This is a genomic window from Ensifer adhaerens (assembly GCF_000697965.2).
GTDB lineage: Bacteria > Pseudomonadota > Alphaproteobacteria > Rhizobiales > Rhizobiaceae > Ensifer > Ensifer adhaerens.
The window spans coordinates 3,514,484-3,531,851 of sequence record NZ_CP015880.1 but is presented as its reverse complement, the minus strand read 5'-3'; the positions used below and the strand labels follow the sequence as shown (position 1 = coordinate 3,531,851).

Below are 17,368 nucleotides of genomic sequence, written 5' to 3'. Positions count from 1 at the left end.
TGATTTGTTTTGACTTAATTCAGGTTACCAAACCGTCAACGGTGGCCGAAAACCGCGGCTTTAGCCCCGAAATGGAGCGGTTTGCCCCATCGCACAGTGCCTTTCGACCGCCGATTCGCGCCTTCGCCGAACCGGGCTCGATCGAGGATGCGCGTTGCCTCGGAATGCCCGTTCCAGAAGGTTTCCTGCCCCAAGCCATTGCATGGCGTCAGCCGCACCAAAGCGCGCGACCAGCGTCACTTGCAGATCTATGCCACAAAGAATTAGGCAAGAGTTTGACTTTCGGGCGGGAATGCGGCGCCACAACCGGACAGGCGGCGTCCGGCGTCAGCTCTCCGGCGTATCGGCCAGCGTCTCGTCGGCCTTGGTATAGTGCGTTTCCTTGATCTGCCCGCTGATGGCAGCAAAGGCCGCGGTCAAGACGGCAACGTCATCGGAGAAGCCGACGACGGCCAGCACGTCGGGGATGATATCGATCGGCAGCACGAAGTAGGCGAGGGCTGCAAGCAGGATGCCGCGGGTGCGTGTCGGGGTCTTCGGATCGATGGCGCAGTAATAGGCGGCAACCAGGTCGCGGCTGAATGGGATCTGGCGGGCAGCTCGGCGAAAGGTCGGCCAGAAGCGGCGCTTCACGCGCTTTTCCCGCCGCTCCTGCTCGGATTCTTCGCCAGGCAAGAGAATTTCACCAATCTTGATGTCGTCCATCGTCCCGCTTCCGCTATATTCTCGGGCGCCAGGCGTTCTCGTGAACGCGCGGCGCTCCGGCGCTTTCAATATGGGAATTCCGCGTCCTATTTCAAATGATCGGGCATGCGGCCTGCCGCAGCCTTGTCCATGCGCGCCGCCAGCTTGAAGTCGAGTTCGCTCAATCCGCCGGCGTCATGGGTCGTCAGCGTTACGTCGACGCGATTGTAGACGTTGAACCATTCCGGGTGATGGTTGAGCTTCTCGGCGACGATCGCGCATTCGGTCATGAAGCCGAAGGCCTCGACGAAGTTCTTGAAGCGGAACGCCTTCCAGATCGAGTTGCCGTCTTCGGCCCGCACCCAACCTTCCATCTTGTGAAGGTTGTCGGCAATCGTCGCCTCGTCCAGTCTCTCCGCTGCCATTGCTTGTCTCCTCCCATGCGCCTGTTCGAAGCCCGAGCTGTCGCGTATAAGCGTCAACTGTCTCCAGCCTTCGAATCTGAATAGCATGAAACCAGTCAGAGTTCTTTTCGTTTGTCTCGGCAACATCTGCCGGTCGCCGCTTGCCGAGGGCGTGTTGCGCGCGTTGGCGGTGCAAAAGGGATTGGCTTTAGCGCTGGAGATCGATTCGGCCGGAACCGGCGCCTGGCATATCGGCGATCCGCCGGACCGGCGATCGATAGAGACGGCGCGGCGGCACGGCTTCGATATTTCTGCGCTGCGCGGACGCCAGGTGGCTGCGGCAGATTTCAGTGATTTCGACCTCATCCTCGGCATGGACGAGAACAATGTCCGCACGCTGAAAAGGCTCGCGCCGGATGGCACGGCGCAGAAGGTGCATCTCTTTCTCGATTATGCGTCAGGCGACCTGCGGGACGTGCCGGATCCCTATTACGAAGGGCGGGAAGCCTTCGAGGCGCTTTACCAGATGCGGGAGGCCGGATGTTCGTCGTTGCTCGAAAGGCTCGGCGAACGCACCTCGTGAAGCGGGAAAACCTCTTCCGTCAGGTACGGTCCGCCGCCGACTGAATCGCGCGACGAGAGCAGCACGAAGCGGGAGACCGTGAAGAGCGAGGTCATGAAGTTGCCGCGCCCCGAGAGGTACTCGACCACGTCTTCGACACGGCTGGAGCGCAGCCGCGCCAGCGTCACGTGCGGGGTGAACTTGCGCGGGTCCGGCCCCAGTCCGAGCCTTTGGCAGATGCGCTCGATTTCGGCCTGCAGCGCATACATTTCCGGATGGTTGGTAACGCCGGCCCAGACCGAGTGGGGCTTCTTCGAGCCGAAGGCGCCGGTGCCGTTCAGTTGCAGTTGGAATTCAGGACGTTCGATGCGATCGAGTTTGTCGATGATCTCGTCGGCGGTGCGCCAGTCGACGTCACCGATGAAGCGCAGGGTGATGTGGTAGTTCTCCACATCGATCCAGCGAGCTCCGGGAAGACCTCCGCGCAGCAATGAAAGACTCATTGCAGCATTGCGCGGAATTTCGAGGGCGGTGAATAGTCTCGGCATGGCGAGCTCCCCGAATCTCTTGCAGATGTCTTAGCGAATCACGCATCGCATCTGCACGCAACTGGTATTTGACGCTTCAGAATATTAACGTTGCCTTAACTGTGGACGATGTCATCACTCCGTCTTGTTCAGCGTTGCCAGAAACCGCTCGACGACGGGCAGGGCCTTCTCGACCATGACGCCGACGCCGTCGCCATTGGGATGCATGCCGTCTTCGAGCTTGAGCTTGGCCTCCGTCACCACGCCGTCGAGAAAGAACGGATAGAGTTCCAGCCCATATTTTTTGGCGAGTTCCGGATAGATCGGGTTGAAGCGGGCGGCGTAGTCGGCGCCCATGTTCGGCGGCGCCATCATGCCGGCGAGCAGCACGGCGATGCCGCGGTCCTTCAGCCGGGTGATCATCGCCTCGATGTTCTTGCGGGTCTCTTCAGGCGCGATGCCGCGCAGCGCGTCGTTGGCGCCAAGCTCGAGGATCACGCCCTTGGTACCATCCGGCACCGACCAGTCGATGCGGGCAAGACCGCCGGAACTCGTGTCGCCGGAAACGCCGGCGTTCGCGATCGTCACGTCGAAGCCCTTTTCCTTCAGCGCCTTTTCGAGCCGGGCCGGGAAGGCGTCCTCCGGCGGGAGCTGATAACCCGCCATCAGGCTGTCGCCGAACCCGATGAGGCTGATCGTCTCGGCGCGTGCGGTGCATGATAACGCAAATGTCATCATCAGTGCCAAGAAAACCCGTTGAAATCCTTTTAATGCCATGGGCCTGTTCCTAAATCCCGAATGCCGTTTCTGTTCCCCACTTCGTTTCATATAGGGTTGTTTCGCTTGGCCAGCACCATCATCGAACTTAAAAACGCGGATCTGACGCTGGGCGAGGCGGCCGCCTCGGTGCATGTGCTGAAAGGCATGAGCCTGACGATCAATGCCGGAGAATCGGTCGGCATCGTCGGCCCGTCCGGTTCAGGCAAGTCGACTTTGCTGATGGTGCTTGCCGGGCTCGAGCGGCTGGATCGCGGCGAGATCGTCATCGACGGCACGCCGCTGCACCGGCTCGACGAGGACAGGGTTGCGGACTTTCGCGGGCGCAACATCGGCATCGTCTTCCAGTCTTTCCACCTCATTCCCAACATGACGGCACTCGAAAACGTCGCCGTGCCGCTCGAACTGGCCAATGTCCCGGGCGCCTTCGAGATCGCGCGCAAGGAGCTTGTCGCCGTCGGCCTCGGCGAGCGGCTCAGCCATTATCCCGGCCAGCTCTCGGGCGGCGAGCAGCAGCGCGTTGCGATCGCCCGGGCGCTTGCGCCCTCGCCGAAGCTTCTGATCGCCGACGAACCAACCGGCAACCTCGACGCCGAAACCGGACGGCAGATCGCCGATCTGCTTTTCGCCGAACAGCGTGACCGCGGCATGACACTCGTGCTCGTGACCCATGACGCCGCCCTTGCCGACCGCTGCGCGCGGCAGGTGCGGGTGCGCTCGGGCGAGATCGTTGCCGGCGGCGCCGCGGACCCCGTGGCCGTGGCGCCGGTCCAGCAGGCGGCCTCGGCATGATCGGCGCGCCTTCGGTACGGCTGCGGCCGCTGCTTGCCCTGCGGCTGGCGCTGCGTGAAATGCGCGGCGGGCTCAAGGGCTTCTACATCTTCCTCGCCTGCATTGCGCTGGGTACGGCGGCGATTGCCGGCGTCAACTCGCTGTCGCAGTCGATCACAGCGACGATCGCATCGCAGGGTCAGGAACTGCTCGCCGGCGATATTCGCTTCGAGCTTAACAATCGTGTCGCAACGACCGAAGAGCGCGCCTATCTCGATGGTCTTGGGACCGTTGCGGTTTCCGCTGGCCTGAGATCTATGGCGCGGCTGCCCGACGGTTCCAATCAAGCCCTGGTGGAACTGAAGGCCGTCGATGCGGCCTATCCGCTCTATGGCACGCTGGAAAGCCAACCCGACAGGCCGCTGCACGACCTCATCGCACGCGACGGCGATGTCTTCGGTGCGGTCGTGGCGCCTCTGCTGCTCGACCGCCTGGACGTTAAGGTCGGAGACGAAATCCTTCTCGGCAACGCCCGTGTCCGGATCGCCGGCACGATCACGCGCGAGCCGGATGCGCTTTCCGACGGCTTCGGCTTCGCGCCCCGCCTGATGGTCTCGGACGAAGCCCTGGCGGCGACGGGACTGGTGCAGACCGGAAGCCTCGTCGAGCACACATACAAGGTGAAGCTCGCCGATCCGGCAGGGGTTGCGGCCGTTCGCACCGAGGCGGAGAAAAGCCAGCCGGCAGCCGGCTGGTCGATCCGCACCAGCGGCAACGCAGCACCGGCGCTGACGGCCAACATCACGCGTTTCTCGCAGTTCCTGACGCTTGTCGGCCTGACGGCGCTCATCGTCGGCGGCGTCGGCGTCGCCAATGCGGTGCGCGCCTATCTCGATGCCAAGCGCAGCGTGATCGCGACCTTCAAATGCCTGGGCGCCCCCGCCGCCTTGGTGGCGATGATCTATCTCGCACAGATCCTGATGATCGCCTTGATCGGCATCGTTATCGGGCTCGTGCTCGGAGCTCTGATCCCCTTTGTCGCGGCGCAGTTTTTGGCCGACCTGTTGCCGATTTCGACCGCCTTCCATCTCTATCCGGGCGCGCTCGGGCTTGCCGCCCTGTTCGGCGTGCTGACGGCGCTGACCTTCGCCATCCTGCCGCTCGGACGGGCGCGCGCCATTCCTGCGACCGCACTCTTCCGCCAGCAGGGTTTCGATCCCTCGGGTTTTCCGGCCTGGCCCTATCTGCTCGGCGCCGTCGCGTGTCTTGCCGCACTCGCCGGCCTGGCGATCTTTACGGCTTACGACCGCTATATTTCGCTCGTCTTCCTCGGCGCGATTGCCTTCGCCTTCATCGTGCTCAGGGCCGTTGCGCTCGCGATCGCCTGGCTCGCGCGCCGCAGCCCGCGGGTCAATTCGCCGGCTCTCAGACTGGCGATCGGCAACATTCACCGTCCGGGTGCGCTGACCTCCTCGGTGGTGCTGTCGCTTGGGCTCGGTCTGGCGCTTCTGGTGACGCTGGCGCTGATCGACGGCAATCTGCGCCGCGAACTCACCGGAAGCATGGCGGAGCGAGCGCCGAATTTCTTCTTCGTCGATATCCAGGGCAGTGAGATTGAAGGTTTCCGCTCGGTGCTGAACCAGGCGATCCCGAAGGGCAAGGTCATCGAGGTGCCGATGCTGCGCGGCCGCATCACCGCCTTCAACGGTGAGGACGTGAACAGCCGCAACGTGCCGCCTGCAGGCCAATGGGTGCTGCGCGGCGACCGCGGTATCACCTACGCCAAGAACAAGCCGGAGAATTCGACGCTGTCCGAAGGCGCCTGGTGGCCGGCCGACTACAGCGGCGAACCCCTGGTTTCCTTCTCGTCCGAGGAGGCCGGCGAACTCGGCCTGAAGATCGGCGATACGGTCACCGTCAATGTGCTCGGCCGCAACATCACCGCCAAGATTGCCAACTTCCGCAATGTCGAGTGGGAATCGCTGTCGATCAACTTCGTCATGGTGTTCTCGCCGAACACCTTTGCCGGCGCGCCGCATGCCTGGCTGGCGACTGTGATCGATCCGTCGGCGACGCCGGAAGAGGAGGCGGCGGTCCTGAAGGCCGTCACCAATGCCTATCCGACGATCACCAGCGTACGGGTGAAGGACGCTCTCGACATTGTGAATGGGCTGCTCGGTCAGCTGGCAACGGCGATCCGGGCGGCCGCGGCCGTGGCGCTCGTCGCCTCCGTGCTGGTGCTGGCCGGCGCGCTTGCGGCCGGCAACCGGGCGCGCGTCCATGATGCGGTGGTCCTGAAGACGCTGGGGGCAACGCGGGTGACGCTGATCAAGGCGTTCAGCTACGAATACGCGATCCTCGGTCTTGCAACCGCAGTTTTTGCGCTGTTTGCCGGCGGTATCGCCGCCTGGTTCGTCGTCAACCGCATCATGACGCTGCCGTCGAGCTTCCTGCCCGACGTGGCGATCGTGACGGTTGTGGCAGCGCTGGTGATGACGGTCGGCATCGGACTTGCCGGTACATGGCGCATTCTCGGGCAGAAGGCGGCGCCGGTCCTGCGCGAACTTTGACCGGGCCGAGTTAACCGTAAATCCCTATTGCGCCGGTCTGAATCGGTCCGGTGCAACGGAATCCGGGAGTGCCGGGTCTTGTGTGCAGCGGGTTTCGGCATCATATTTGTCCACAGGCATGCTGGAGCTCCGCAGCGGCGCCTGGGCGTGGAAGCTCATCTTCCAGGGCGATATTCGCCGCCCGACACCGTAACTTCCACCGGAGCTTGAATGAGGAAACAATGGCTGATCTGAGAAATTACCAAACCCGAATGTCGCCCGCCGGCGCTCAGGCGGGTGCCGTGATTGACGAAGGCCTTCGCGCATACATGCTGAAGGTCTACAACCTGATGGCGCTTGGTCTGGCGATCACTGGCGTCGCGGCCTACCTGGCCTTCCAAATGGCGTTTTCGGATGGCCAGCTGACTGCCTTTGGTGCTGCGATCTATACGAGCCCGCTGAAGTGGGTGGTGATGCTGGCGCCGCTGGCGCTCGTGTTCTTCATGAGCTTCCGCATCAATAGCATGAGCGTTTCTGCCGCGCAGACGACGTTCTGGATCTATGCGGCCCTGATGGGCCTGTCGCTGTCGTCGATCTTCCTGATCTACACCGGCCAGAGCATCGTTCAGACGTTCTTCGTGACGGCCGCCTCGTTCGGCGCCCTGTCGCTTTACGGCTACACCACGAAGAAGGACCTGTCCGGCATGGGCTCGTTCCTGATCATGGGTCTGTTCGGCGTCATCATCGCGTCGATCGTCAACATCTTCCTCGCCTCTTCGGCGCTCGCCTTCGCGATCAGCGTGATCGGCGTGCTGATCTTCGCTGGCCTCACCGCCTACGACACGCAGAAGATCAAGGAAATGTACTACGAAGCCGATGACAGCACCGTTGCCGGCCGCAAGGCGATCATGGGCGCGCTGACGCTCTATCTCGACTTCATCAACCTGTTCATGTTCTTGCTCCAGTTCATGGGCAACCGGAACAACTAAGTCTGAACAGCAGACGGAAAAGGCGGCTTCGGCCGCCTTTTTTGTTTGCTGAAGCAGCTTGAAAGCGTCCGGGCTCCGTGGGAGTGAAAGGACGACGAAACCTTGGGATCAAAGTCTTTAGCCATGTCCCTGACCCTGCGCGACGCCACCCTGGCCGATCTTCCCGTCATCACCGAGATCTATCGCGAATCCGTGTTGCACGGGGTTGCGACCTACGAGATCAACCCGCCATCCGAAAAGGAGATGCGGGCGCGGTTCGAAACGATCATCGGCAGCGGCTACCCGTACATGGTTGCGGTAGACGCGGGCGGGACGATCATCGGCTATGCCTACGCATCCGGCTTCCGCACGCGCACGGCCTATCGCTTCCTGGTCGAGGATTCCATCTACCTGGCGCCGGAAGCGCGCGGCAAGGGTGCCGGCAAGGCGCTGCTGGTCGAACTCGTCCGGCGTTGCACGGAACTCGGCTTCCGCCAGATGGTCGCGGTGATCGGCGGTGCCCATCCGGCCTCGATCGCCGTGCACCGGTCGCTCGGCTTCGAACTCCAGGGCACGATGAAAGCGACCGGCTTCAAGCATGGCCGCTGGCTCGACACGACGATCATGCAGCTCGCGCTCGGCGAGGGCCAGGCGACCGACCCGCCGGAAGACGTCTATCCGGACACCCTCTACCAGTGACCATCGCTTGCTGAAAAATGTCAGTCGGCGAAGCGCCTCGCAGCGCGCCGTAGGCAGGTCGTGCCGTTGCTGCCCGTGACGTCGGCGTGCGTCTCCTGATGGCACCCTTTCCCGCTGGTCAGGTTTCCACCAGCCTCAGCACCTTGTCGAATACCTTGAGCACCTGGGCGAGCTCGTGACCGCGCTTCAGGATCGTGCCGTGAATGTTCAGCACGCTATAGGCGCCCTGTTTCGCGGCCAGTTTCGGGTTCTTCTCAATCCGGTAGAGCGGCATTTCGCCCGAACGCTTGAACACTGAGAAGACCGCGCGGTCCCTCAGGTGGTCGATCGCGTAGTCCCGCCACTCGCCTTCGCCGACCATACGGCCGTAGACCCACAGGATCTGATCCAATTCGCGGCGATGGAAAGTGATGGGGGGAGCGTTCTTGGCGTTCTTGTATTCGTGAAGATCGACGACCACTTCGGAAGTGGTCTCGCGCTGATGGCGCGCCTCGCCTTGCGGCAAATCCGGCTCATCGGTCATCGGCAATCCGGCCTTCTGTTGTGACAGAACGATTACAGTGTGCCTGACACGAGCCGAAAAGCAAGCTGGAAGCCATGGGACGATGAGGTCATTTCTTGCCTCTGCCCCATTTCAGTCAAACCGGCGCCCCAATTCATCGCAAAACTCGCGGGCGCTGACGGACAGAGTCGTTGCCACCGTATGTCCGGTCAGATCGTCATGCTGCGGGAGTTCACCGAACGCAGTTATGGCCGGTTCGGTCCGGTAACTTCGAACCCTCAGCCCCAGCCCCTCGATGCTGCCGGGCCGAACCAACCCCTTGCGCTTCGCCGTCCCTACAATTTGCCCTGAGGGCCGGCGAGCACGGCCGCAGCGCCGATGATGGCACCCGGCGTTTCCTTGTCCTTCATCGATTGCAGCAGGATCGCGCAGCCGCTGTTTCCCGGGCGCTCGGTCAGCACCGTCGCCGGCAGCGTGAAGGACGCGGGCTGGCCGTCCCACATGCCGATCGTCTGTATGTCACGCACCGCATGCCAATAGGGGACTTCCTTGCCGCTGTTCTCCCCCTTCTCCATCTTCACGATCTTGGCGCGGTCGAAATAGACGACGACGACATTGGCCTTGCCGATGCCGCTACCGATGGTGATCTGGATTTCTTCGCCGAGGATCTTGGCGCCGACGGGAACGGCAAGCCCTTTGCCTTCCGCCTTCATCGTTTCCAGCCGCGTCTTGATTGCCTGCAAGTTGCCGCCGTTCAAGTGGTCGCGGCCGTTCAGGATTGCCTGGGGCGTGTAGACGCCGTTGCGCCCGAGCATGCGCGCATAGGCATATTGCCGCTCGGTGTTTTCCTTCGATGCCAGCGTGTCGGCCCAGCCGAGATAGTTCCAGTAGTCGACGTGATAGGCGAGCGCCACCACATCGCCTTCGTCGACCAGCGACTTCAGCGCCGCATCCGCCGGCGGACAGGACGAACAGCCCTGGCTGGTGAACAGTTCGACAACGCCCTTGACCGCCTGTTTCTCCTGCGCCCCGGCAGGGGCACCGGCGGCTGCGAGCAGCCCGAAAGCCAGTGCAACAGGGCGAATGAAAGAACGGTCTGCGGATGTCATGGCGTCACTTCGTTACCGGCCAGCGGCCTACTCCTTGTGGGGGAGTTCACTACATACGACGCCCCTGCATCAACGGGAAGTCACGTTGGAGTGAGGTGGCAAGTGAGCGCGATCCAGCACCCGATCGCTGGCCGGTGCACCTCAAAGAAAGAGCCGCGGCGCCTTTCGGCGTCCCGGCTCCAGAGCCTTGTATGCGCTCGCGCGATTAAGCGGCGAGGTCGCGCAGAACCGTCTGCAGGATGCCACCGTTGTTGACGTAGGTCACTTCATCCAGCGTATCGATACGGCAGACGAGCGGCACATCTTTCACGCTGCCGTCGCCGTAGGTTACCTTGGCAACGCGCTTTTCGCGCGGCTGGACATTGGCGAGGTTTTCGATCGTGACGATCTCATCGCCCTTGAGGCCCAGCGATTCCCAGGTCGTGCCTTCCTCGAAGACGAAGGGAATGACGCCCATGCCGACGAGGTTCGAGCGGTGGATACGCTCGAAGGACTGCGCGATGACGGCCTTGACGCCGAGCAGGTTGGTGCCCTTGGCAGCCCAGTCGCGCGACGAACCGTTGCCGTATTCGACGCCGGCGAAGATGACGAGCGGAACGCCCTCTTCCTTGTACTGCATGGCGGCGTCGTAAATCGACATCTCTTCCTTGGACGGATAGTGGATGGTGTAGCCACCTTCCTTGCCGTTCGGGCCGAGCATGTGGTTGCGGATGCGGATGTTGGCAAACGTGCCGCGCATCATCACCTCATGGTTGCCACGACGCGTGCCGTACTGGTTGAAGTCGGCAACGCCGACGCCGTGACCGATGAGGTAGGCACCGGCCGGCGAGGCCGCCTTGATCGAACCGGCCGGCGAGATGTGGTCGGTGGTGATCTTGTCGCCGAAGAGACCAAGCACGCGGGCGCCCTTGATGTCGGAGATGCCCGAACCGGACTTGCCCATGCCGACGAAGTAGGGCGGGTTCTGCACGTAGGTCGAACCGTCGTCCCAGGCATAGGTCTGGCCCGGAGGAACCTGAACGGCCTGCCAGTTTTCGTCGCCCTTGAACACGTCGGCGTACTTGGTCGCGTAAAGTTCGCGGGTGACGTACTTGAAGATGAACTCCTGGATTTCCTTGGAGGTCGGCCAGATGTCCTTGAGGAAGACCGGCTTGCCGTCCTGGTCTTCGCCGAGCGGCTCGTTGGTCAGGTCCTTCTGGACGGAACCTGCAAGCGCGTAGGCGACGACGAGCGGCGGCGAAGCGAGGTAGTTCGCCTGGACGTCCGGCGAGATGCGGCCTTCGAAGTTACGATTGCCCGAGAGAACGCCGGCGGCGATCAGGCCCTTGTCGTTGATCGTCTTCGAGATCGGCGCCGGCAGCGGGCCGGAGTTGCCGATGCAGGTCGTGCAGCCGAAGCCGACGAGGTTGAAGCCGAGCGCGTCGAGGTCCTTCTGCAGGCCGGACTTGGCGAGGTATTCGCCGACGACCTGCGATCCCGGTGCGAGCGAGGTCTTGACCCACGGCTTGGACTTCAGGCCCTTGGCAACCGCGTTGCGGGCGAGCAGGCCGGCAGCGATCAGGACCGACGGGTTGGAGGTGTTGGTGCAGGACGTGATCGCAGCGATGGCAACGTCGCCATGGCCGAGATCGAAATCGGTACCTTCGACGGCATAGCGGTTCGAAAGCTGGCCCGGCTTCTTGTAGTCGCCTTCAAGCGAGGTTGCGAAGCCCGATGCGATGCTTTCGAGCGGGATGCGACCTTCCGGACGCTTCGGGCCAGCCATGGCCGGAACGACGTCGCCGAGGTCGAGTTCGAGGGTGTCGGTGAAGACGAGCTCGGAACCGTCACCGTCACGCCACATGCCCTGAGCCTTGGAATAGGCTTCGACCAGCGCGATGCGCTGCTCTTCACGGCCGGACATGGTGAGGTAGTTGATGGTTTCGCTGTCGACCGGGAAGAAGCCGCAGGTGGCGCCGTATTCCGGACCCATGTTGCCGATGGTGGCGCGGTCGGCGAGCGTCATGTTGTCGAGGCCCGGGCCGAAGAATTCGACGAACTTCGAGACAACGCCCTTCTTGCGCAGCATCTGCACGACCATAAGCACGAGGTCGGTCGCGGTGACGCCTTCCTTGAGCTTGCCGGTGAGCTTGAAGCCGATGACCTCAGGCAGGAGCATGGAGACCGGCTGGCCGAGCATGGCAGCTTCCGCTTCGATGCCGCCCACGCCCCAGCCGAGAACGCCGAGACCGTTGATCATGGTGGTGTGGCTGTCGGTGCCGACGCAGGTGTCCGGGTAGGCGGTGACGACGCCATCTTCTTCACGGGTCCAGACGGTCTGGCCCAGATACTCCAGATTGACCTGGTGACAGATGCCGGTGCCGGGCGGAACGACGCGGAAGTTCTTGAACGCCTGCTGGCCCCACTTCAGGAAGCGGTAGCGCTCGCCGTTGCGCTCGTACTCGAGCTCGACGTTGCGGGCAAAGGCGTTCGGGGTGCCGAATTCGTCGACGATGACGGAGTGGTCGATGACGAGGTCGACGGGAACGAGCGGGTTGATCTTTTCCGGGTCGCCACCGAGCGAGACCATGGCGTCGCGCATCGCCGCGAGGTCGACGACAGCAGGCACGCCGGTGAAGTCCTGCATCAGAACGCGGGCCGGACGATAGGCGATTTCGTTTTCAGCCGTGCCCTTGTCGTTGAGCCAGGCGGCAACGTTCTCGATGTCCTTCTTGGTGACGGAGCGGCCATCTTCGTTGCGCAGCAGGTTCTCGAGCAGAACCTTCATCGAATAGGGCAGCTTGGAAACGCCGGCGAGACCGTTCGCCTCAGCCTTGGGCAGGCTGTAATAGACGTAGTCGACACCGTTGACGGTGAGCGTGGAGCGACAATTGAAGCTGTCTAGGGATTTGGACACTGGATAATACCCCGTTCCGTCTGATCGCCAAAAACTGACGTACGAACGCCCGAGCGCCTGTGAAGCGCGAATTGGGATGCGGGTGCGGCCATTTCCGCTGTCCGTACGTGGAAATTCATTCCATGTTCGGCGCTAGGATGAAATTCACGCCGACCGCTGGCGTGTTGGCCGCCTTATAGATAATTTCTCCAAAACGTGCCAGAGCAACGAAGGTCGAAACGGGACTTTTTTTTGCCCTGCGACAAAGAGAGTGAAGGGAAGCTGAAAATTCATGCGCCTCATGGCTGAAGGGTTGAGCGCGAAGCGCGGTGAGGACCTGATTTTTAACGATATTTCCTTTATTCTCGACGCCTCGGAAGCCCTTGTCGTGACGGGTCCGAACGGCTCCGGCAAGTCCACTTTGCTGCGGGTTCTGGCGGGGTTGTTGAGGCCCGAAAGCGGGCACCTGAAACTTGAGAATGGCCCCCCGGAAATCGCCCATCCATCCGAGCTCAGCCACTATCTCGGACACCGCAACGCGATGAAGCGCGAACTGACCGTCGCGGAAAATCTTTCCTTCTGGCGAGACTTCATGGGTGATTCGCCCGGGGGGCGCGGCGCCACGCTCACCGAGGCGGTCGAAGCGGTCGGCCTGCCCGATATCGCCCATCTGCCCTTCGGTTATCTTTCGGCCGGCCAGCAGCGGCGCATGGCGATGGCCAAGTTGGTCATTGCCTATCGCCCGATCTGGATCCTCGACGAGCCGACCGCAGCGCTTGACGCCGGCGCCGACCGGCTGTTTGCCGATCTGGTGAAGGCGCATCTTGGCAAAGGCGGCATCGTCATTGCGGCGACCCACCAGCCACTCGGGCTCGACCGCACGAAGGAGCTGCACATGACGGGGTTCGAGCATCTGGCAGGAGATCACTGGCATGATGCATAGGGTCGCAATGCCTGGAAGCCCATTGTCGGAAAACGCGCGCGTGCCGATCCGGAGGTTGCCGCTATGATCGCGCTCTTTTTCCGCGATCTCAAACTGTCGATCCGCGCCGGCGGCGGGGCGATGATCGGCGTGCTCTTCTTCATGACTGTGGTGGCAGTCATTCCCTTCGGTGTCGGTCCCGACCTGAACCTGCTTTCGCGCATCGGTCCGGCGATCCTGTGGATCGGCGCGCTGCTCGCCTCGCTGCTCGGCCTCGACCGGCTGTTCCAGGCGGAGCGCGACGACGGCTCGCTCGACCTGATGCTGATGCAGGAAACGCCGCTGCTTTTCACCGTCTTCGTCAAATGTGCGGCGCATTGGGCGGCGACCGGCCTGCCGCTGGTGATCGCCTCGCCGCTGCTCGGCCTCTTCATGAACATGAGCGAGATCGCCATCGGCGCCACCATGCTGACGCTTCTGATCGGCACGCCGGCGATCACCTTCATCGGTGCAGTGGGGGCGGCCGTTGCCGTGTCGCTGCCGCGTGGCGGGCTGCTGGTTTCGATCCTTGTACTGCCGTTGGCGATCCCGGTGCTGATCTTCGGTGTCAGCGCTGTCTATGCGGCGATCGAGGATCCGGCGCCGTTCCTGCCACCTTTGATGATCCTTGCGGCAATCACCCTGTTCTTCGCCGTCATCGGCCCGGTTGCCGCCGCCGCAGCACTTCGGCACGCGTCCGATTGACGCAATCGGGCCAGAACGGGCGAAAGTGTTTGCGGCATTCCCATGGATTTGTCGCTAAGCTGTTCAGATCGATAACATTTATGATCCGCGTTCCAACTCGATCGTGATCGGGCGATTGACGCGGATCAATTGCAGGCGGGCGCCTTAAGCGCTAAAGAGCGACCATGAGCGAAAACAGCCTGGCCATCCGCAAATTCAGCGATCTCGCCAACCCGACGCGGTTCCTGGCGCTGGCCGACCGTTTGTTGCCCTGGCTTTCCGGGCTGACGGCGCTGTTCTTCGTTGCCGGCGTCTGGCTTTCCTTCACGACGGAAGGCGATTACCAGCAGGGCGAAACGGTGCGCATCATGTATGTGCACGTGCCCGCGGCCTGGCTGTCGATGATGTGCTATTCGGTGATGGCCTTGGCAGCTCTCGGTACGCTCGTCTGGCGCCATCCGCTTGCCGACGTCTCCTCGCGCGCGGCAGCCCCGATCGGCGCCTGTTTCACCTTCCTGGCGCTCGTCACCGGCTCGCTCTGGGGCAAGCCGATGTGGGGCACCTGGTGGGTCTGGGATGCGCGGCTGACCTCGGTCTTCGTGCTGTTCCTGATGTATCTCGGACTGATGGCGCTCAACCGCGCGATCGACGATCCGGCGCGGTCCTCCAAGGTTTCGGCCATTCTGGTTCTCGTCGGCTTCGTCAACATCCCGATCATCAAGTTCTCGGTCGAGTGGTGGAACACGCTGCATCAGCCGGCGAGCGTCATGCGGCTCGACGGACCGACGATCGATCCGGAGTTCCTGTGGCCACTGATCGTGATGGCGATAGCCTTCACGCTGCTGTTCTTCACGCTGCACATCGCCGCCATGCGCAACGAAATCCTGCGCCGGCGCGTCACGGCGCTCAGGCGCCTTGCGGCCCGTGCTGCCGGACGGGGAGCCCGCGCACAATGATGAGCCACGCCGCCTACGTTTTCACGAGCTATGGAATAGCCACGCTGACGGTCCTCGGTCTGATTGCCTGGGTCGTGCTCGACGGTCGTGCCCGCCGGCGTGAACTCACCGAACTCGAAGCCGCAGGCATCCGCCGGCGCTCGGCCGAACCGGCTTTCGGAGAAACACGATGAGCAGCGCACCCGCTCCGGGTAACGAGGAGCGCAAACCCGGCCCCATGCGTTTCGTGCTGGCGGCGCTGCCGCTCGTCATCTTCGCCGGGCTTGCGGCGATCTTCTGGAGCCAGCTCAATTCCGGCAAGGACGTGAGCGAAATCCCCTCCGCGCTGATCGGCACCAAGGCGCCGAAACTCGACATGCCGGCGCTCGAAGGTGCGACGCGCGATGGCCACCCGATGCCGGCTTTGACCGATGCGGCGATCAAGGGCAAGCTGACGCTCGTCAACATCTGGGCCTCCTGGTGCGTGCCTTGCCGGCAGGAGCATCCCTTCATCCTGGAACTGTCGAAGGATCCGCGGCTGACCGTCGTCGGTATCAACTACAAGGACCAGAACGAAAACGCGCTCAGGTTTCTCGGCGAACTCGGCAATCCCTTCTCCGCCATCGGCGTCGACCCGCGCGGCAAGGCGGCGATCGATTGGGGCGTCTACGGTATTCCGGAATCCTATCTCGTCGGCGCTGACGGCACGATCCTCTACAAGCGCGTCGGCCCGTTCGACGAAAACAGCGTGAAGACGGGTCTGCTGCCGGCGATCGAAAAGGCGACTGCGGGTTCGTAACCGCTCCCGGCATTAGCTCTCATTCGGATGGGAGGGATTTGCTCCTCATCCGCCTGCCGGCTCCTTCTGCCCGCAAGCGGGGCGAAGAAGACACGTAGCGCTCGGTTGCCCTAAACTCTCGCATCGCATCGACGGCGTAAAACCGTGCCTTCCCTGCCGGGCAGTCGTGGAATGAAGTGAGTGCCTCAAGTCCCTTCGCCCCATCTGCCGGAGAAGGTCGCGGATGCGGGATGAGGGGCTGCGACGGCGACCGAAGCCCGCTTAAATCCCCGCCTGCCAGTCCCTGACCGCATCAAGCGGCCAGACGAGCATCAGTACGTTGAGCGTGAGATTGTCGCGGATCAGCCAGCCGGTGAAGAGCTCGAAGACGATGGCGACCGTTACGGTCAGCCAGACGGGCATGCGGGCGGCAAACAGGAAGCCGGCGGCCATGGCCAGTGTATCCATCGTCGAATTCAAGATGCTGTCGCCGAAATAGTCGAGCGAAATCGTTGCCGAGCGGTAGCGGTTGATCACCATCGGCGTGTTTTCGGCGATCTCCCAGGCGGATTCGATCACGGTCCCAAGGAAGAGCTTTGCCGTCAGCGGCTTGCCGCGCAGGAGCAGATGGCCGAGGCCGTAGAACAGGAAGCCGTGGATGATGTGCGACGGTGTGTACCAGTCGGCGATATGCTGCGAGTTGCCGCTGGATTTGACCACGGGCTCGAACAGTTTGACGTAGCCGCATTCGCAGATCCAGAGGCGACCCATCAGATGTTGGGTGACCATCTGGATGATGAGAACAGCAAAACAGGCGGCGAGCCAGAGGAGTGCGTGCCGGTTGCGGCTGTCATTCTCCTCGAGCATCGTGCTCACTCGGCGTTCTCCTGGTCAAGCGAGTGTTTCATGATCAGCGGCATCTGGGCGAGCGTAAAGAGAATGGTGATCGGCATCGTGCCCCAGACCTTGAAGGCGACCCAGAAATCGGTCGTGAACGAGCGCCAGACCACTTCGTTGAGCACGGCGAGGACCAGGAAGAACAGGCCCCAGCGCAGCGTCAGCTTGCGCCAGCCGGCCTCATCCAGCTTGAAGGCGGAGTGGAAGACGTAGCCGAGCAGCGACTTGCCGAACAGCAGGCCGCCGAGCAGGATCGTGCCGAACAGCGTGTTGACGATCGTCGGCTTCATCTTGATGAAGGTGTCGTTCTGCAGCCAGAGCGTCAGCGCGCCGAAGACGAAGACGACGATGCCCGAAATCAGCGGCATCATCGGCAGGGTGCGGGTCAGCACCCAGGAGACGGCAAGCGCGATTGCGGTCGCGGCCATAAACAGGCCGGTGGCGATGAAGATCGGACCGCCGAGTTCGGCGAGCGCCGGAAAATGCCCGGCCAACCATTCGCCACGCGAATTGGCAAAGAAGAAGACCATCAGCGGCCCAAGCTCCAGCACCAACTTGAGCAAGGGGCTGACTTCCTTCTGCGGCTTGGCAGCCTCGATCGACGACATCTGGGGGTCCTGTTTCTGCATGTACCTGCTGCTCATAACACCAGCTTTGCGGCAAAACCATATCAAGGCAACGGGCCG

General features: G+C 62.6%; 19 protein-coding genes. 10 read left to right on the top strand and 9 right to left on the bottom strand.

Annotation, left to right across the window (positions count from 1 at the left end):
• Positions 1-327 precede the first annotated feature (327 nt).
• Both FA04_RS17210 and FA04_RS17205 read right to left on the bottom strand, forming a co-directional pair.
• Positions 328-705, bottom strand: a complete 378-nt coding sequence (locus FA04_RS17210) for a YkvA family protein (protein ID WP_034802857.1) — start codon at positions 703-705, stop codon at positions 328-330.
• Between the two features lie 86 nt (positions 706-791).
• Positions 792-1,109, bottom strand: coding sequence for a 4a-hydroxytetrahydrobiopterin dehydratase (locus FA04_RS17205; RefSeq protein WP_034802855.1), 318 nt, complete (start codon positions 1,107-1,109; stop codon positions 792-794).
• Between the two features lie 85 nt (positions 1,110-1,194).
• On the opposite strand from FA04_RS17205, the gene FA04_RS34330 reads away from it, so the two are divergent.
• Positions 1,195-1,671 carry a low molecular weight protein-tyrosine-phosphatase gene (locus tag FA04_RS34330; RefSeq protein ID WP_082936523.1) on the top strand — a complete coding sequence of 159 codons (477 nt, stop codon included), beginning with the start codon at positions 1,195-1,197 and terminating at the stop codon, positions 1,669-1,671.
• Here FA04_RS34330 and thpR read toward each other — a convergent pair.
• Complete coding sequence (thpR, locus tag FA04_RS17195) at positions 1,608-2,198, bottom strand: RNA 2',3'-cyclic phosphodiesterase (RefSeq protein WP_034802853.1); 591 nt, start codon at positions 2,196-2,198, stop codon at positions 1,608-1,610. The two genes, FA04_RS34330 and thpR, sit on opposite strands and share 64 nt — an antisense overlap.
• A gap of 114 nt (positions 2,199-2,312) precedes the next feature.
• Positions 2,313-2,954, bottom strand: a complete 642-nt coding sequence (locus tag FA04_RS17190) for an arylesterase (protein WP_051659632.1) — start codon at positions 2,952-2,954, stop codon at positions 2,313-2,315.
• Positions 2,955-3,020: 66 nt separating this feature from the next.
• On the opposite strand from FA04_RS17190, the gene FA04_RS17185 reads away from it, so the two are divergent.
• From FA04_RS17185 to FA04_RS17170, 4 genes are all read left to right on the top strand, one after another.
• Positions 3,021-3,746 (top strand): ABC transporter ATP-binding protein, encoded by a 726-nt coding sequence (locus tag FA04_RS17185; RefSeq protein ID WP_034803135.1) that lies wholly within the window; start codon positions 3,021-3,023, stop codon positions 3,744-3,746.
• The gene (locus FA04_RS17180) at positions 3,743-6,295 is read left to right on the top strand and encodes an ABC transporter permease (RefSeq protein WP_051659631.1); all 2,553 of its coding nucleotides are present in this window, start codon (positions 3,743-3,745) and stop codon (positions 6,293-6,295) included. Before FA04_RS17185 ends, FA04_RS17180 begins: the two co-directional genes overlap by 4 nt.
• 221 nt (positions 6,296-6,516) lie before the next feature.
• Positions 6,517-7,263 (top strand): Bax inhibitor-1/YccA family protein, encoded by a 747-nt coding sequence (locus FA04_RS17175; protein WP_034802850.1) that lies wholly within the window; start codon positions 6,517-6,519, stop codon positions 7,261-7,263.
• Between the two features lie 123 nt (positions 7,264-7,386).
• Entirely contained in the window at positions 7,387-7,941 is a 555-nt protein-coding gene (locus FA04_RS17170; protein WP_034802847.1) for a GNAT family N-acetyltransferase, read from the top strand.
• A gap of 118 nt (positions 7,942-8,059) precedes the next feature.
• Here FA04_RS17170 and FA04_RS17165 read toward each other — a convergent pair whose 3' ends face one another.
• The 3 genes from FA04_RS17165 to acnA all read right to left on the bottom strand — a co-directional run bounded on the left by FA04_RS17165 (position 8,060) and on the right by acnA (position 12,448).
• Complete coding sequence (locus FA04_RS17165; RefSeq protein WP_034802844.1) at positions 8,060-8,464, bottom strand: DUF2794 domain-containing protein; 405 nt, start codon at positions 8,462-8,464, stop codon at positions 8,060-8,062.
• Between the two features lie 314 nt (positions 8,465-8,778).
• Entirely contained in the window at positions 8,779-9,552 is a 774-nt protein-coding gene (locus FA04_RS17160) for a DUF1223 domain-containing protein (protein ID WP_034802841.1), read from the bottom strand.
• Between the two features lie 205 nt (positions 9,553-9,757).
• Positions 9,758-12,448: an aconitate hydratase AcnA gene (gene acnA / locus FA04_RS17155; RefSeq protein WP_034802837.1), complete on the bottom strand. Its 2,691-nt coding sequence runs from the start codon at positions 12,446-12,448 to the stop codon at positions 9,758-9,760.
• A 271-nt stretch (positions 12,449-12,719) separates the two neighbouring features.
• Between acnA and ccmA the strand changes: the two genes are divergently transcribed.
• The 5 genes from ccmA to FA04_RS17130 all read left to right on the top strand — a co-directional run bounded on the left by ccmA (position 12,720) and on the right by FA04_RS17130 (position 15,806).
• The gene (gene ccmA / locus FA04_RS17150) at positions 12,720-13,370 is read left to right on the top strand and encodes a heme ABC exporter ATP-binding protein CcmA (protein ID WP_034802834.1); all 651 of its coding nucleotides are present in this window, start codon (positions 12,720-12,722) and stop codon (positions 13,368-13,370) included.
• A gap of 63 nt (positions 13,371-13,433) precedes the next feature.
• On the top strand, positions 13,434-14,093 hold the full coding sequence (gene ccmB / locus FA04_RS17145; protein WP_034802831.1) for a heme exporter protein CcmB: 660 nt from the start codon (positions 13,434-13,436) through the stop codon (positions 14,091-14,093).
• 164 nt (positions 14,094-14,257) lie between these two features.
• On the top strand, positions 14,258-15,028 hold the full coding sequence (locus tag FA04_RS17140) for a heme ABC transporter permease (protein WP_034802828.1): 771 nt from the start codon (positions 14,258-14,260) through the stop codon (positions 15,026-15,028).
• On the top strand, positions 15,025-15,201 hold the full coding sequence (gene ccmD, locus FA04_RS17135; RefSeq protein ID WP_082936522.1) for a heme exporter protein CcmD: 177 nt from the start codon (positions 15,025-15,027) through the stop codon (positions 15,199-15,201). The genes FA04_RS17140 and ccmD overlap by 4 nt, the downstream gene beginning before the upstream one ends.
• Positions 15,198-15,806, top strand: a complete 609-nt coding sequence (locus tag FA04_RS17130) for a DsbE family thiol:disulfide interchange protein (RefSeq protein ID WP_034802825.1) — start codon at positions 15,198-15,200, stop codon at positions 15,804-15,806. The genes ccmD and FA04_RS17130 overlap by 4 nt, the downstream gene beginning before the upstream one ends.
• Before the next feature lie 261 nt (positions 15,807-16,067).
• On the opposite strand, the gene FA04_RS17125 is transcribed toward FA04_RS17130, so the two are convergent.
• Positions 16,068-16,652 carry a DUF2585 domain-containing protein gene (locus FA04_RS17125; RefSeq protein WP_034803129.1) on the bottom strand — a complete coding sequence of 195 codons (585 nt, stop codon included), beginning with the start codon at positions 16,650-16,652 and terminating at the stop codon, positions 16,068-16,070.
• 5 nt (positions 16,653-16,657) lie between these two features.
• Positions 16,658-17,290 (bottom strand): septation protein A, encoded by a 633-nt coding sequence (locus FA04_RS17120; protein WP_089044390.1) that lies wholly within the window; start codon positions 17,288-17,290, stop codon positions 16,658-16,660.
• Between the last annotated feature and the right edge of the window lie 78 nt (positions 17,291-17,368).